This is a genomic window from Psychrobacter sp. TWP2-1-2 (genome assembly GCF_049896785.1).
Lineage (GTDB): Bacteria > Pseudomonadota > Gammaproteobacteria > Pseudomonadales > Moraxellaceae > Psychrobacter.
On sequence record NZ_JAFCVA010000008.1, the window covers coordinates 82,460 to 98,199 of the forward strand.

14 protein-coding genes are annotated in these 15,740 nt (G+C 42.1%); 6 read left to right on the forward strand and 8 right to left on the reverse strand.

What is annotated here, in order from left to right; genetic code table 11:
- The first annotated feature begins 62 nt into the window (after positions 1-62).
- Positions 63-701 (forward strand): NAD(P)H-binding protein, encoded by a 639-nt coding sequence (locus ACP7AE_RS09090; RefSeq protein WP_201539840.1) that lies wholly within the window; start codon positions 63-65, stop codon positions 699-701.
- A gap of 116 nt (positions 702-817) precedes the next feature.
- On the opposite strand, the gene epmA is transcribed toward ACP7AE_RS09090, so the two are convergent.
- From epmA to ACP7AE_RS09105, 3 genes are all read right to left on the reverse strand, one after another.
- The gene (gene epmA / locus ACP7AE_RS09095) at positions 818-1,843 is read right to left on the reverse strand and encodes an EF-P lysine aminoacylase EpmA (RefSeq protein ID WP_426242661.1); all 1,026 of its coding nucleotides are present in this window, start codon (positions 1,841-1,843) and stop codon (positions 818-820) included.
- Between the two features lie 72 nt (positions 1,844-1,915).
- Positions 1,916-3,028, reverse strand: coding sequence for a 4-phosphoerythronate dehydrogenase (locus ACP7AE_RS09100; RefSeq protein ID WP_426242751.1), 1,113 nt, complete (start codon positions 3,026-3,028; stop codon positions 1,916-1,918).
- A 70-nt stretch (positions 3,029-3,098) separates the two neighbouring features.
- Positions 3,099-4,226, reverse strand: coding sequence for an AI-2E family transporter (locus ACP7AE_RS09105; protein WP_201539842.1), 1,128 nt, complete (start codon positions 4,224-4,226; stop codon positions 3,099-3,101).
- Between the two features lie 807 nt (positions 4,227-5,033).
- Between ACP7AE_RS09105 and ACP7AE_RS09110 the strand changes: the two genes are divergently transcribed.
- Complete coding sequence (locus ACP7AE_RS09110) at positions 5,034-6,725, forward strand: NAD+ synthase (protein ID WP_426242663.1); 1,692 nt, start codon at positions 5,034-5,036, stop codon at positions 6,723-6,725.
- A 247-nt stretch (positions 6,726-6,972) separates the two neighbouring features.
- The gene (locus tag ACP7AE_RS09115; protein ID WP_055123481.1) at positions 6,973-8,247 is read left to right on the forward strand and encodes a hemolysin family protein; all 1,275 of its coding nucleotides are present in this window, start codon (positions 6,973-6,975) and stop codon (positions 8,245-8,247) included.
- Between the two features lie 11 nt (positions 8,248-8,258).
- On the opposite strand, the gene ACP7AE_RS09120 is transcribed toward ACP7AE_RS09115, so the two are convergent.
- On the reverse strand, positions 8,259-8,975 hold the full coding sequence (locus tag ACP7AE_RS09120; protein ID WP_426242665.1) for a YggS family pyridoxal phosphate-dependent enzyme: 717 nt from the start codon (positions 8,973-8,975) through the stop codon (positions 8,259-8,261).
- A gap of 399 nt (positions 8,976-9,374) precedes the next feature.
- Here ACP7AE_RS09120 and ACP7AE_RS09125 point away from each other — a divergent pair, with 399 nt between their 5' ends.
- Positions 9,375-10,430, forward strand: a complete 1,056-nt coding sequence (locus tag ACP7AE_RS09125) for a type IV pilus twitching motility protein PilT (RefSeq protein ID WP_045443495.1) — start codon at positions 9,375-9,377, stop codon at positions 10,428-10,430.
- A 168-nt stretch (positions 10,431-10,598) separates the two neighbouring features.
- Positions 10,599-11,720 carry a PilT/PilU family type 4a pilus ATPase gene (locus ACP7AE_RS09130; protein WP_055123483.1) on the forward strand — a complete coding sequence of 374 codons (1,122 nt, stop codon included), beginning with the start codon at positions 10,599-10,601 and terminating at the stop codon, positions 11,718-11,720.
- A 148-nt stretch (positions 11,721-11,868) separates the two neighbouring features.
- Here ACP7AE_RS09130 and fur read toward each other — a convergent pair whose 3' ends face one another.
- On the reverse strand, positions 11,869-12,303 hold the full coding sequence (gene fur, locus ACP7AE_RS09135) for a ferric iron uptake transcriptional regulator (protein ID WP_045443492.1): 435 nt from the start codon (positions 12,301-12,303) through the stop codon (positions 11,869-11,871).
- A 327-nt stretch (positions 12,304-12,630) separates the two neighbouring features.
- Between fur and ACP7AE_RS09140 the strand changes: the two genes are divergently transcribed.
- Positions 12,631-13,050, forward strand: coding sequence for an outer membrane protein assembly factor BamE (locus tag ACP7AE_RS09140; protein WP_045443819.1), 420 nt, complete (start codon positions 12,631-12,633; stop codon positions 13,048-13,050).
- A 44-nt stretch (positions 13,051-13,094) separates the two neighbouring features.
- Here the strand turns inward: ACP7AE_RS09140 and ACP7AE_RS09145 are convergent, their stop codons facing one another.
- From ACP7AE_RS09145 to ACP7AE_RS09155, 3 genes are all read right to left on the reverse strand, one after another.
- Positions 13,095-13,475 carry an RnfH family protein gene (locus ACP7AE_RS09145; protein ID WP_227676383.1) on the reverse strand — a complete coding sequence of 127 codons (381 nt, stop codon included), beginning with the start codon at positions 13,473-13,475 and terminating at the stop codon, positions 13,095-13,097.
- Complete coding sequence (locus tag ACP7AE_RS09150; RefSeq protein ID WP_201539846.1) at positions 13,463-14,605, reverse strand: hypothetical protein; 1,143 nt, start codon at positions 14,603-14,605, stop codon at positions 13,463-13,465. Before ACP7AE_RS09150 ends, ACP7AE_RS09145 begins: the two co-directional genes overlap by 13 nt.
- Before the next feature lie 446 nt (positions 14,606-15,051).
- Complete coding sequence (locus ACP7AE_RS09155) at positions 15,052-15,720, reverse strand: c-type cytochrome (RefSeq protein ID WP_045443487.1); 669 nt, start codon at positions 15,718-15,720, stop codon at positions 15,052-15,054.
- Between the last annotated feature and the right edge of the window lie 20 nt (positions 15,721-15,740).

Genomic DNA, 15,740 nt, shown 5'->3' on the forward strand with positions numbered 1-15,740 from the left:
TTCTTGATACGCTATATCCAGTTTTTACAACAACGATAACGTACATAAGAATAGGAATGACAATGAAAATTTTAGTAATTGGGGCAAGTGGTCGAGTGGGAACGGATTTGGCCAAGCAGCTATTAGCGGATAACCATCAAGTTATTGGCACGACACGCCAAGAAGAAAAACTGTTTACCGATGACAATTATAGCCAACTCGATTTAGATATCACTGCCGAAAAAGAGGCTATACAAAAGCAAATTGATCAAGACATTGACGCTATCTATTTCGTTGCAGGGTCTGGCGGCAAAGATGTCTTAGAAGTAGATTTACATGGGGCGGTCAAAACAATGCAAGCCGCAGAGAATAAAGGTATTAAGCGCTATATCATGCTCAGTACCGTCTTTTCATTAGACACCAGCAAATGGGACAATGCTGGTATTGCTGACCTAAAAGAATATTATATCTGCAAGCATTATGCGGATCAGTGGTTGATTAATAATAGTAGCCTTGACTACACCATCGTTCAAGCAGGGGCGCTAAAAGAGCGCGAAGCAACTGGTAAAGTCACTGTCAACGATGATAATGCTGGTGAAAACTCAATTGCCGATGTGGCGACTACTTTGGCAGCCGTCTTAAATGCCAATAATACCATCAAGAAAGTCTTTAGTATGCATAACGGTGAGACTGCGATTGATGAAGCGATTGCAAAATTATAAGAATCAACTTTACAGCGATTAAAACGAAAAAAGCGAGTAAGCCTAATGGGTTACTCGCTTTTTTCTAATAGGCTTGTCAAATAAGTGGCAACTATATTAAGTCTATCAATAATCGACTAGGCCAAACCGCTCGGAAAAGAAATCACATCTTCTAAGCTATTCGCGCCTGTGATCACCATGAGTAATCTATCGATACCAACGGCGATACCGCTACAGGGAATTAAAGCATCAGATGCTGCTAATAAATGCTCATCGATTGGCATTTGTGGCAGGTTATGACGCTTACGCAGTTGATTGTCTCGCTCAAACCGTTCTCTTAACGCTTGTCCATCTGCTAGCTCATCATAAGCGTTGGCAATCTCAATGCCATTGATATACAGCTCGAAACGTTTAGCAACTGTATTGCCCTCTTTATCAACCGCTGTTTTTGCCAGTGCAGCCGTGGCAGGTGGATATTCTATAATCAAGGTCGGTAAGTCGTGACCCAAGTTTGGCTCGACCGCATGACTAAACAGCAAATCCAGCCAGCTTTGACGAATATCTGCTTCGCCATCTTCTGTGTTATCCAAGTCGCTATTAAAATCAAAACCTGTTAAACCCTTATCTTCTGCTACTGCTTGCAGGGCATCAAGGCTAGCTGTCAGCGGATGTATGCCGACAAAATCCATAAACGCATCAACATAGCGGTAATGACTCATCACCACTGAATGCCCATAAAGCGCCGCTAATAATTCACCTAATTCAGCCGCCATATCATCCAGACTATAATTCGGCTGATACCACTCAAGCATGGTAAATTCGATATTATGGCGTACGCCTATTTCATTATCTCGAAATACGGAGCAAATTTGATATATAGGCACTTGCCAGCTGGCAAGTAAACGCTTCATGGCAAACTCAGGTGAAGTATGCAGATAATAAGTACAAGGTTTATCTTGATACGTCACTTGCGCGGCGACGGATTGTAAGAAAGTATCGGTATTGCCAGCCTGCGATAGTAGCGGTGTTTGCACTTCAAGCACTTGGTGCGTGGCGAAAAACTGACGAATGGTGCTCATCAATTGCGCACGCTGCTGAGCCATTGCCAATGTCATGGTCGGCACATAGCTGGGTTTTGAAGAAGAGTTACTTGCTTGGGTCATTATTATTTACTGCAATTAAAGGATAAGAGTAAGTTCTCAGATGCTACTTTAGGGTTGAAGGCTGCCTAACTTTTACCACTGCCATTCGCGGCGTAAATGATAATCTCGGCGCAACTGATCAAAGTCAGCACCCTTTACTTGACCGTCAGCCAGCTTGCTTCTTAGTGCAGCATCATCGTGCATGATGTCGTAAAACTTCTGTAATCTGTCTGGATGTGCTTTTAGCTCAGACCAGAGATAAGTATTAAGCGGTAGCAAACTATGCATCGACAATACAGGCAAGACTGCTAACTTTTCACATAAAGCGTCATAGATAATTTGCGTACCACGCAGCTTACCTTCGACCGTATAGCCTGCGATATGAGGGGTGGCGATAGCCAGTTTGGACAATAAGCACTCAGAAATCTCTGGTTCAAATTCAAACACATCGAGCACTACTTGGCGATCTGTGCGCTCAATATCTGCTTCTAAATCACGCGCATTAATGACTGGTCCGCGCGCACTATTAATCAACAAGGTATGCGCAGGCATCACTGCCAGCGTAGTTGCGTCAATCAGATTCTTTGTTGGATAATCACTGCCACTAAGGTTTGTACTATCTTTTTTATCGGTTAAAGGCACATGTAAGCTCACTACATCACTTTGGCTAAGCACTTGCTCAAGGCTTGCGTTATTCGTATTCGATGTAGGCAGTAATGGATCATAGCCTAGTACCTGCCAGCCTAAATCAATGGCATACTGAGCGAGCGTACTACCAATATTACCAAGTCCGATGATGCCCAATATTAATGGCTTCGTGGATTGCTGCCAACAATGCGGACGCAACGTCAAAATCGCCGTCAATACATACTGCGCAACAGAATGTTTACTACATCCAGCCGCATTGGCGAAAGTGATATTTCGCGCCGCCAAATAATCTTGATCGACATGATCGGTACCGATAGTCGCCGAACCGACAAATTTTACGCTGTTATTATTGGCTAGCAATGCCTCGCCTACTGGTGTCACCGAGCGTATCAACAGCACATCAGGCTGAACGTCTGCGAGCAACTGCGCATTGATATCACGTCCAGCGACGGTGATTATATTGATCGTCTGCTCAGACGCCTGTCCAAGCATCGAAGCATTAAAAAACGCATCTAAGCTTGCGATATTGCTATCGGCCACGATAGTAATGCTGTCAATAGAGTTCGCTCTATTTTGCATAACGTTTGCAGTATTCTTATTTAACATGACTATGTGCCTCTACGTGCCTCTACTTTGATTCATTGACTGGTGGCAACGTTTGGTTGTCAGACAACACCAAATCCTGCGGAGCAAATATCTCATTTTTATGCTGCGATATCCATTCTCGCCATACCGCCAATCCGATGGCTAGCACTACAGGACCGATAAACAAACCAACAAAGCCAAAAGCCGTTAGACCACCTAATACACCAATAAAAATAATAATAAAAGGGATTTTGGTCGCGCCACTAATCACAATAGGACGGATGAGATTGTCAACCCAGCTGATAACCAAAGTGCCCCATAGTGCCAAGCCAATCCCTTCTACAGTATGACCTTGGCTTAACAACCAAATGGATACACCACCCCAGACAAATGGCGTGCCAAACGGAATCAGGGCGATAATAAAGGTTACGATAGTAAGTAAGATAGGACTTGGTGCACCAGCGAAGTAGTAACCCACACCTGCGAGCAGTGCTTGTGCCAATGCCGTCAGACCAATACCATAAACCACCGCACGCGTGGTCGTACCCACAGAATCAATATAACCATCAATGCGATTGCCAATGATATTACGCAGTGCTTGACGAATTTGACGCACCAAACTGGTACCATCACGATAAAAGAAAAACAACGTCATCAGCGCCATACCTAACTTGGCAAGACCGCTAAACACCACATCAAACGCTACTTTGCCATAATATAAATGTGACTGTACCCAAATACGAAACGCCTCTAACGTCCCTTCTGGGTTTTTATTGATTCTCCACAGCACATCTTTCACTTGCTGACCGATGATAGGCATATCTTTAATAGAATCAGGCACATCTAAATAGCCCACTTTTATACGATAAATCAAGTTACTGATTAGGCTCAAGGCTTCTTGCTGTAGAATAAAAACACCGATAACCAGTGGCACACCTATCATTAAGGAGATACTCACCGTCATAATAGCAGCGCTAAAATTAGGACTCAGCTTTACTTTTTCGTAAAAAAAGTTATAAATAGGAAAGGTAACATACGCTAAAATCGCCGCCCATAATGCGGGTACAATAAAAAACTGTACCACTTGAAAACACAGTACGAACAGCACCACCAACAGAGTAATAGCCAATAGGCGCTGAATAATAAATTCTTTTGTCCAATTTTCAATCATAGCGTATAAACCAAGAGCAGACAGCAAAGATCTATCGCGACCTTGCTGGCAAGTTTATAAATGTGTGATGAATATCAACTCACAGACGGTGCCCATAAAAAGACCCTGTCCATTAGCGGTATTCATTAGCGAGGGGTGTAAACAATCCGTACCAGTAAACCTGCTTTGAGAGCATCAAATCGTAGCATACCGTAACATACTTACGGACGATAGTTTTGACTAACGCAAGATAAATATCAAGCGATTATCACGGCTTATTATGCCGCAAAATATGATAATGATATAACGATATGTTGTAATCTTTACTTACAACTTTCTCTGTATAAGCTTACTAGATGATGACATTAATAGATAGAAGTTGACACATAGATTTAACATGTAAAAACAATGCACTAAAAGGATATTTTACATTCATACTGTAAACTGACCTATTGAAAGGTAATTCACTGGCGCGTTCTATTTGCAACGATAATTGATGCTATACTAAAGCAATTATTTTAAGCTTTTTAATAGCATTAAATTCGTTTGTTCTTATTTATTTGGATCATTCTACATATATAACATTTTTCAGACGATGCGCTACAGCCCTCTTTCATCGTCCTTCTATAGACTATCATAAGATCAAACCTGTAGAGGGGCGTTACAACGTTGGATACTGTGCGTAAGCAAGCTCATCATCTCGGTTCACTATTAGAATTCGATATGACAGAGTGCTATTTTGAGTGAATTTCGGACCTACTTTGATTTTATTTTAAATCAACAACGACCCAACAAATTTTAAACCATATATCGATAGGAACAATAACAATGTCAAAAGACAATGATAATCCCAATATCACTCCCTCAACTGAGGCCAGTAAGACCAATAAAACCCAAGAAACCGTTACTTTTGCATTGGCTCAGTCGCATTTTTTGGTTGGTGATATCACTGCCAATGCTGAAAAAATGCGTGCACTCGCATTGCAAGCTCGCGAGCAAGGTGCGGATGTCATTATTTTCCCAGAACTTGCTTTATTAGGTTATCCACCGCAAGATTTATTACTACGCCCAAGTTTATCTGGTCGCATCAAAAGCGCCTTGTCTACTTTAAGTGATATCGATGACATTGTGATGATTGTCGGTTATCCACATGTCGACCATCATGGTACTTTCAACTCTGCTGCTATTTTGCATAATGGTCATCAAAAAGGCTTTTATCATAAGCAAATCTTGCCAAATTATGGCGTATTTGATGAGCGTCGTTATTTTGATAAAGGTCGTAACCAAGTTTTATTTGACTATAAAGGCATCACAATCGGTCTGCTCATCTGTGAAGACTTGTGGGAAAAAGGCCCTATTGCCGAGCTTAAAAAGCAAGGTGCTGATCTGATTATTAGCTTGAACGCCTCACCTTTTGAGATCGAAAAACAAGACAATCGTAAAACGATGCTGGCCAAGCGTAGCCGTGAGAATAATTTGCCTATCGTCTATGTCAACGCCGTTGGCGGTCAAGACGACTTGGTATTTGACGGTGGTTCTATGGCGGTGCAAGCTGATGGTAGCGTTGCCCACGAAGCACCACGTTTTATGAATCAGTTACTTCTTGCCACTTTAGACGTCAAAACTGCCAAGTTTAATAGTCAAACTAAAGCGCCATTAACACTGAGCCGTGAGTCAGAGATGTATCAAGCACTGGTCGTTGGCCTGCGTGATTATGTCAACCATTCAGGATTCACTGGTATTATCCTTGGGCTATCAGGTGGTATTGATTCTGCCTTAACGCTATGTATCGCTGTTGATGCTTTGGGTGCTGACAAGGTATATGCGGTGATGATGCCTTATGAATATACTTCTCAGATTAGTCTAGAAGATGCTCAAGCACAGGCTCGCCGCTTAAATGTATCTTATACGGTTTGTCCTATTTTTGATGCGGTTGAAGGCATCCGTCATACCTTAGCCCCACTATTTAACAAATCGCCAGCAGACACCACTGAAGAAAATATCCAAGCGCGTGCGCGCGGTGTGGTACTGATGGCGCTGTCCAATAAGTTTGGGCACTTGGTCATCACCACTGGTAATAAGTCTGAGTTAGCAGTCGGCTATTCGACATTATATGGTGATATGGCAGGCGGCTTTAATGTGCTAAAAGACGTTTATAAGTCGCAGGTTTATAAATTGGCCAGTTATCGCAACCGCTTGGAAGACACCCCAGTCATCCCTGAGCGTGTCATCACTCGCCCGCCATCTGCTGAGTTACGCCCAGACCAAAAAGACCAAGACAGCTTGCCTGACTATGATGTATTAGATGGCATCTTAATGTCATACATCGATGAAGATATGGGCTATCAAGACATTATTAATAAAGGGTTTGACGCTGAACTGGTCGCAAAAGTCATCCAGATGGTAGACAATAGCGAATATAAGCGTTTACAAGCGCCAATCGGTACCAAAATTAGCCATAAAGCCTTTGGACGTGAACGCCGTTATCCATTAGTGAATAAATGGTCCGTAAAAGGCTAAATTAGATTAGCCATTGTTGCTTGCCCTACTTTTATTATGTAGAACGCGAGCAACATGGCTAATTTAATACTTTTATAAAAAATCAAGTTTATTATAATTAGCTGGGTGCTTACCCAGCTTTTTTAGTTTCTATAAACCGACTTTTAATGCCAAGCTGTTATAAACAATACTTTCTTTTTGTACTTCTAATCCATTCATTCTTTAACTTCAATTATTTTAATCCCTATATTTTTTTACCGAGTATGTCATGAGTTTGCTAACCGCTAGTATCTTTCTTCTTTTATTGCTTGCCCTAAGTGCCTTTGTATCCGCTGCCGAAATTGCCATCGCTGCTGGTCGCAAAATTAAGCTACAAATCATGGCAAAAGAAGGGGATGTCCGCGCATTTGACGTCCTTAAAATGCAAGAGCACCCTGGCAGTTTTATTACTGTCGTACAAGTGGTTTTGAATGCCGTCGCTATCTCAGCTGGTGCGGTCGGTGAGTCAGCTATTAGCCCTTATCTAGAGCTTTTGGTGAAGAATGAAGCAGTGTCATCTGTCATATCATTTGTGCTGATCACCAGTTTGTTTTCTCTACTCGCTGATTTAATGCCCAGACGATTGGCGATGTCAAACACTGAAGCTATCGCTGTACGTCTCGTACGACCAATGATGCTATTGATTTTTATATTCAAACCCGTGATTTGGATATTTGATGGTGCAGCAAATGTCATCTTTGAATTACTGGGTATTTCAACCATACGACAAGACGATATGACGCCAGAAGATATTTATGCTGTCATGGATGCTGGTGCTGAAGCTGGTGTGCTCAAAAAACAAGAACATCATCTGATAGAAAATATCTTTGACATGCAAGAGCGCACCGTAACGTCGGTGATGAATCCACGTGAAAATATTGTTTATTTTGATACCAAAACGAGCACTGAAAAAGTCGTTGAAGTGATGATTGAACAACCACATAACAAGTTTTTGGTCTGTCAGGAAGATGACCTAGAGCACATTATTGGTTATGTAGAGTCGCGCAGCTTTTTGGCATTGGTTCTTAACCAGCAGGAGGTCAGCTTAACTGACAAAGCGCTATTAAAACCTGCACTCTTCGTTCCTGATACCTTGTCCTTGTTTGAAGTATTAGAGATGTTTAAATCTACAGGCGCTGACTTTGCCGTCATCGTGAATGAGTATGGATTGGTAGTGGGTGTCATCACGCTTAAGGATGTGATGAGTATCGTCATGGGGGAGCTTGTCACCTTGGAGGAGCAGCCCATTGTTCAACGTACTGACAACTCGTGGCTAATCGATGGTATGACTCCTATCGAAGACGTCGTACGCGCTTTAGATATCGTTGATCTGCCACGCAGTCAGAACTATGAAACCATCAGTGGCTTTATGATGTACATGCTACGCAAGATTCCAAAGAAAACCGATACTATCGAGTATGCCAATTATCGATTTGAGATTATCGCAACGGACAATCTCAAAATTACTCAGATGTTGGTGACCAGAATGGATGAGACTGTCTGATAAATAAAAATTTAAGCTCGTGCGCCAAATATGGCGCTACCAACGCGCACCATCGTCGAACCACTGGCTATCGCCTCTGTCATATCACCGCTCATGCCCATGCTCAGTGTATCCCAAGCATCTAGCTCTGCATGAGTCTCTTTAATCTCATCAAATAACTGCTTGGTACGGGTAAAAGCATCCGTACCTCCCTTAGCAGGAATAATCATCAAACCACGCAGCTGTAACCTGTCATACCCCTTGATAGCAGTTATCAAATCAGGCAACTGTGCTGGCAGGCAGCCTGATTTGCTTTCTTCGTTATCAATATTCAACTGAATCAATACATTCAATGGGGGCAGCTCAGCTGGGCGCTGGTCGTTTAGACGCTGAGCAATAATGTCACGCTCAACCGTTTGTACCCAATCAAAATGCTCAGCAATATCACGGGTCTTATTGCGCTGGATACTACCAATATAATGCCAAACAATGCCTTTAGTTTCTGGCTGTCGTTTTAGCGTATCGATTTTTTCGATGGCTTCTTGCAGATAATTTTCACCAAAGTGCTGCTGTCCTTGCTGAGCCAAAGTAGCAATCATATCAGCTGGTTTGGTCTTGGAAACTGCCAGCAACGTCACACTATCTGCTTGTCGTGCCGCATGCTCACACGCTTGAGTCATTTGCTTACTCACTTGCTGCCAGCTCGCAATCAGATTTTGGCTATCAATGTTATTTTCTATTTCTTTCATATATTACTCACGAGAATAATTTAATCTATTTTTTAATCAGTCACTTTTAATGACTTCTATTTTTAATGACTTCTATAATAAACTTTTATTAATTATGGTTAAACTTTATATAAATGTCTTTTAATATAGAAAAACTCAACAAGTATCAATCTATAAATCGACACTCATATTGACTAATATTACATTTTATTGGTGTAGTAGATGGTTAATTAGCGGTAGTATTGTTATTATATTGTTACATGGTTTAACATATGCTACTGAATATAATAGTAATGGTAAAGACCATCGCTACTCCTTTATTAACGTGACCGACTTTAATCAGATCGTTGATCGATTGAGAATCACTCCCCTTTTTTGCTCTTTTGTCCTACCCTTATTGATTGATAGGAATATCCGATTATGGCTGAAAAAAACAATTTAAGCATCGAAGACTTGCTGCGCTTTACGGTTAAGCATAAAGCATCAGATTTACATATTTCAGCCGGTATGCCAGCAATGATACGTGTTGATGGTGAAATGACCCGTATTAATATGCCAGAGATGACTCATCAGGTTGTGCATCAGCTTATTTATGACATCATGAATGATAAGCAGCGCGCTGACTTTGAAGAATTTTATGAGACGGATTTCTCTTTTGAGATTCCCAATCTAGCACGTTTTCGGGTAAACGCATTCAATCAAAACCGTGGGGCAGGCGCTGTCTTTCGTACTATTCCGTCCAAAGTTTTGACAATGGAAGACCTCGGTATGGGTGATGTATTCAAGCGCGTGTCAGACTTTAAACGTGGCGTGGTATTGGTCACGGGTCCGACAGGTTCTGGTAAGTCTACAACGCTGGCTGCCATGATTGACTATATCAACGAGAGCCGTAAAGAGCATATCTTGACCATTGAAGATCCGATCGAATTTGTCCACGATTCCAAGAAAAGCCTGATTAACCAACGTGAGGTGCACCGCGATACCTTAGGTTTCGAGCCTGCATTGCGCTCTGCGCTACGTGAGGATCCCGATGTAATTTTGGTTGGTGAGCTACGTGACCTTGAGACTATCCGCCTCGCATTGACCGCCGCAGAAACAGGTCACTTAGTCTTTGGCACTTTGCATACCAGCTCTGCCGCCAAGACCATTGACCGTGTCATTGATGTATTCCCCGCCGCAGAAAAAGACATGATTCGGGCGATGCTATCAGAGTCACTACAAGCCGTTATTTCACAAACACTTTTGCGTCGTCAAGCAGGCGGACGTGTAGCAGCACATGAAATCATGCTCGGCACACCTGCTATCCGTAACTTGATACGTGAGAATAAAATCGCTCAAATGTACTCTGCTATCCAAACAGGTGCAGGTGAAGGTATGATTACGCTGGATCAAACACTCAAAAATCTAGTAGCGAAAGGCACCATTAGTAAAGACGTAGCCCGTCCTTATGCCAAACAGCCTGAGGCATTTTTGTAATATTATTAATCGTGCGTCACTGGCTTATAATGATTGACGATTGATATGTGAGTCAACAATACAAGCATTCATAAGCCATGATATGCCTTACTTCTATTGCTACTGGCGATTTTTAAAACATGATTTCAAATACTTTTTTAATCGATTTACATCGAATGCAGGTACGATATGGACATTGATAAACTATTGCAGTTAATGATCAATAAAAATGGCTCGGACCTTTTTATTACCGCTGATGTAGCGCCTTCCATGAAAGTGAATGGCAAAATTTTGCCTGTTGGTAAAACGCCTTTAACCGCTGAGCAAACCATGCGATTGGTCAAAGGCGTCATGACACCCAACCAGCAAAAAGAGTTTGAAGAGACCAACGAGTGCCAATTTGCCATTGCTGATGAAGCACAGCAAGCACGTTTTCGGGTCAGTGCCTTTATACAGCGTGATATGGCAGGGATGATTTTACGGAAAATTGAGAATAAAATTCCGACTGTCGAAGAGTTGCGTTTGCCGCCCGCGTTAAAAGAGTTGGCAATGAAAAAACGCGGTATCATTCTGCTTGTGGGTGCAACGGGTACAGGTAAATCAACGACCCTTGCTTCTATGATCGGACACCGTAATCAAAACTCGCATGGTCACATCATTACCATCGAAGATCCTATCGAGTTTGTCCACAAACATCGTGGTTGTATTATTACCCAGCGTGAAGTTGGTATCGATACCCATTCATTTGAGGCAGGGCTAAAAAACACGTTACGCCAAGCACCTGATGTTATTTTGATTGGTGAGATTCGTAACCGTGAAGTCATGAGCTACGCGATCCAATACGCTGAGACAGGGCATTTGGTGTTTGCAACCTTACACGCCAACAACGCCAACCAAGCGATTGACCGTATCATTCACTTTTTTGAAACCAGTCGCCACAATCAGTTATTTATGGATTTGTCGCTCAACTTGCAAGCCATTATTGCGCAGCAGCTCATCCCAACTCCTGATGGTAAAGGACGCCGTGCGGCTATTGAGATTTTATTGAACTCACAGCTGATTAGTGACTATATCCGTAAAGGCGAGGTTCATGAAATCAAAGATGTCATGACACGATCGCGGGATAGCGGCATGCAAACCTTTGATCAGGCTCTTTTTGACTTATATGAGCAAGGAGAAATCACCTATAAAGAAGCCATTCTTCATGCTGACTCTCCTAATGATTTACGCCTAAAAATCAAACTCAGTAGTAAGAATGGCACCGCCAATCTGGATGAAGGTGCGGATAACTTATCATTAGATATTAGTTAAGCATGGCTTTTGAGCGTTGTTATTCGTTTTTGCCATAAAAACTTATAAGAAAGCCCTCATATTATTATGAGGGCTTTTCCTATTTTATACATAGCGATAACGCAATAAAAACGATATCAAATGTAGATCATGCTCACCTATTAAAAAATTACTTGATGCTATCCCGACACTCTTGGTCATTACAAATACCGTATAGCACCAATGAATGACCTGATAACTTAAATCCATGCTTTTCTGCGACTTTAAGCTGCTCTTCTTCGATGACTTCATTATGAAATTCTATAATCTTGCCACAAACGTCACAAACCAAATGGTCATGATGGCCTTCTTGGGTAATCTCAAACACCGATAAATTATTTTCGAAGTTATGACGCTCGACGATACCAGCTTGTTCAAACTGTGTCAGCACTCGGTAGACAGTCGCTAAACCCACATCTTCACCTTGCTCTATCAATGCCTTATAAACCTCCTCAGCACTCATATGATGCAACTCTGCACTCTCTAGTAGCTCTAAAATCTTGATGCGAGGTAAAGTGACTTTTAATCCCGCTTTACGTAAATCTTGATTGGTAAAAGAAGCCATAATATCCCTTCTGACTGTGACAGTCTTAGCAAATAAAGAACCAAAAATATGAGATAAATAATCGTTAATGATTATTTTTTATAGTATATGAAACATTTTAATAACAGCAGACTGGCTGATTTGACGTGATTTCCAAGCCTGTTATTTTCTATAATAATCCTAACGCAAGTCTATGAATTTAAAATATAAATAATAAAATGACTCAGGTAGCATTTGGTAAATAATGTCGTAAGTGGTAGGAAATTGCAAGTAAATGACGTATCATTTGTCCAAGATTGTCGGCCAGACTCGCATTAACAACCTCTGGCTGCGCCTAATTCATTTCTTATGAGTCATCTTACCATGATAAAGACATTAACTTTTCGTCCGTTAAGCCCTACAAGCGTATTACGCAAGATTGTCATAACCAGTATGCTTAGCGCTACTGTCGCTATGTCTGGCTGCTCATTATTGAGTGTTTATAAGATTGATTTGCCACAAGGCACTGCCATCACTCAAGCACAAGCGCAAAAACTGCAAGTGGGTATGAATCAAAACCAAGTTCTCTATATCCTTGGTAGCCCAGCTATTAGAGACACCTTAGAACCTAAGCGTTGGGATTATATTTACGATTACAAAGCAGGGACAGAAGGTAGCCGCAAAGGTATTGCTGACGTCAAAAATGCCAGTCAGCACTTAATTATCTACTTTGATAATAATGGTTTGGTCAATCGTATTGAAGGTATCGAAAGCCTGCCTGCCTCATAATCAAGAACGGCAACTGGCTTTAATGATAGATGGCGCAACATCGCTTAAACTCGAGATTTATTTTTGCGCTGAGACATGGGATCAGCGCTTAAGCTGCGATATACTTCGATACGATCAAAAGGCTGCAAGCGATAGCTGAGCGGCTGTTTTTGTGCATAGATACCCACATGCCAACGCTTCGCCGTTGGCGTGGTAATATCTGCCACTTGCTCACACCAACGTGCTAACGCTGGAAATTTCACCAACCATCCTGCCTGCCTCAATGCCTCATACAAACTTGTTTCATCATTAACTTGTAGGGTCAAATAATGCTGACATTTTCCATCTTCAGCATATGCCAAATAAACAGTCATTAGCATGGTCTGCTCAGATGACGGCGCACAATTATTATCAGATTGAACGCCATTAGCAGTTAACTCAACCACTGCATCACCCAACCTATCAATGCCAATAACAGTGCTAGTGGCACAATCAAACGAATCGCTATTCGCCATAAGTTATAAAACGCTTCATTGCCAAAATTTAATGACTTACGCAGATGACTAATTTTCATCTGCCAACCCGCAAAGATAGACAGCAATAATACCGCTATGCTGCTAATAATCACTAAAAGTCCGACCAGCCACACAGTTGGTATGATAACGACTAACAAAAGCGCCAAGACAAAGGTTAATACCAAACTGACCAGTAGCCCAAACTTGTGCGCTAATTGCTGGGTACTATAATGCAGCAAATAGCTGGCGACAAATAACACCCCTATCCAATACGATAGCTGTCCAATCGGTGGCAATGCCATGCCACTAATAGATAACGCCACAACCCCAACGAACAATTGTAATATCCAAATCGGGAGTACCAATTTGGTTGCCCGATACTCACTCGGCGCACGGCTGCGAGCAGGTTTTTGCGCATTGATATTGTCTGTGTCTACTGCTGTTGCCACTTGGTTCGTTACCAAGTTTTGACCAAACCAGTATAAGCCTGTGCCTGCACCCACACTAACCAACGCTAACGCGACTGCACGCGCCCATTCATTTAAGCTGATATCAGTCATCGCAAAGTCAATATTGGGTAGGCCATTTGCCACGCCCAGCAACAAACCTATCACCATTAATCCTAGGCCAATCGGTAACGGTGCAACGCCCAATAAACTGAGTAACACAGCAATGACCATCAAGCCAGCAGCGATCACAAAATCTGGTATAGCAGGAGCGCTATTAAGCTCCGTCAATGCCGCCAAAATACCTGTGCTCGCGCCTGAGACCACTAACGCCGCAATCAGAATAGAGACCAGCGCGGCGAGCCAACCAAAACTACGCCATATTGGGCTGGCATCTGCTTCGCGAGTAAGCTTTTGCATCCCTGCTAATGGCGCATCAACACTACGGTAGGCTAAGGCAATTTCCGCATAAACAACGGGCAAGGATACCAATACCATAGCCAATAGCCAGAGTAACCAAAAGTCAATCTCACCAATGGATGCTGGTGCAAACCAACGAAACAGCAGTAGCGGTAGCAGTGCCGCGATAAAATAAGAAGCATAACGGATCATCATAATCTAAATCCAAACGATCTAATACCTTTCACAAAAATGAGAATAGCTAGGAAAACGAGTGTCCGTACTACGTATTGTAGACGAAACAAGTTTGACACCGCTAATCATAGTCTGTGGGTTTGGTATAAAGTGAATAACGATAATTTATCATGATACAGAGCAATGATAGGCCTCTGTAAGCAGTTTTATTTTATATAGTCAATTCAATTTAAAAGATGCACAAGGTAACCAAAAGCAAATATCTATTCAATACTTCAAGCGGGATTAATGCAGCGACTCTTTTATAATGGAGTGACTATAAGGTCTCTATAATATAAGGGATGAACAGTTATAAAAAAACCCCGAAATCGGGGTTTAATAATGAAACAATGGCGGATATATGGTCAAGTGCTTATTAATTTCAGCGAGGTAACGTGCATTAGCCACTCGTAGCTGATATCAATCAATTAGTGAACAGCACTGATATAATCTGACAAGATACGAATATCACGATCCGACAGTTTCGATGCGACTGTCTGCATCATGCCCATATCGCCTTCTTTCGCAGCATCATTGACACGTTTTTGCTCATCACTATCAACATCATCAACACGGCCAGCCGCACGGAATAGTTTTAGCTGAGTTGCGATGTACTGTGCATGCTGACCACCTAAGCGTGGAAATGCCGCCCAAGTATTACCAGCAGCATCTGGACCATGACAGCCTGCACAACCGATGACACCGCGTGACTTATCACCACCTAAGAATAGCTTAGTGGCTTCTTGGTTGGTCGCAGGATTACCAAATCCAACACCCCAAGGCGCTTGGCTAGCATAATAACCAGCAACGTTGGCTAAATCTTGCTGCGATAAGTTTGCAACTTGTGATTGCATAATACCGTTCTTGCGATAACCTGCTTTAAAGTTGACCAACTGCTTGTAAAGGTATTTTACGTTTTGGCCACCCAAATTAGGCTGCGCAGGGACAACGCTGACACCATCAACACCATGACAAGCAGCACAAACCGTTTCTGCAATTTGCTTACCGGCATTGACGTCGTACTCAGGAACAATAATAGCAGCTTGTACGCTGAAACTTGCAACGCATAAGCTGGCAGCAGCGATTAACTTTTTCATTGATACAAATCCTACTAGCT